The 625-nt window shown below is 48.0% G+C and carries 1 pseudogene; it reads right to left on the bottom strand.

From position 1 onward, the window contains the following. Positions 1–625 (bottom strand): annotated as a pseudogene (locus R7Z50_RS28620) (sigma-54-dependent Fis family transcriptional regulator); the annotation flags it as partial.

Raw genomic sequence — 625 nt, 5'->3', positions numbered from 1 at the left:
CTTGCGTGATACCTGTAATTCTAGTTGAACCTCTTTAAGTCTGCCTCTGTGTCGCTGCAATGCATCAAATAACAGACAATATTCAAAGTGTTCTGTGCGTTGAGTCATGCTCTGAATTTCGATGCTCTTTTCACTGTCCCAATCTTCCATGCGAAAAGTCTCAGGTTTGAGAGCGCGCAGCTCCGCAAATTGGCGCAGTTGTTTAACGTTTTCTGGCCAAGAAAGCTCTGTAATTCGGCGTACTTCGTCCAAACTGATGTGCGGTGGTTGCAGCTGATAACGGCTTGCTGCATGACGTACGAAGTGTTTGTAAAGTGGGCCAATATCTTCTTTGCGTTCATCCAGCGTTGGTAAGTGGATGAGCGTTGCGAACGTTTTAACATCGGCATCAACCTTGGTCGTCGCACCAAATACGCGCTCCAATTTCGGGTGGTTAAACAGGCATTGCCACTGTGCGAGCGAGATATGTTCTGCGCTGTGCAGGTACAAACTGCAACGATTTGAGTCTTCCGTCAGGTGTTCAATGGCTTTGTCGAGTGCATCTAGCGACAGTTCGTAAAGGTCTTCACCTGATGCGGCAATCAGCTCGCTGTCTGGTGTGGCGTGAATATCGTGAGCAAATTGC

Source organism: Vibrio sp. 1249-1, from assembly GCF_033340495.1.
The sequence above is the reverse complement of the archived record's forward strand: the minus strand, read 5'-3'. Positions and strand labels throughout refer to the sequence as shown.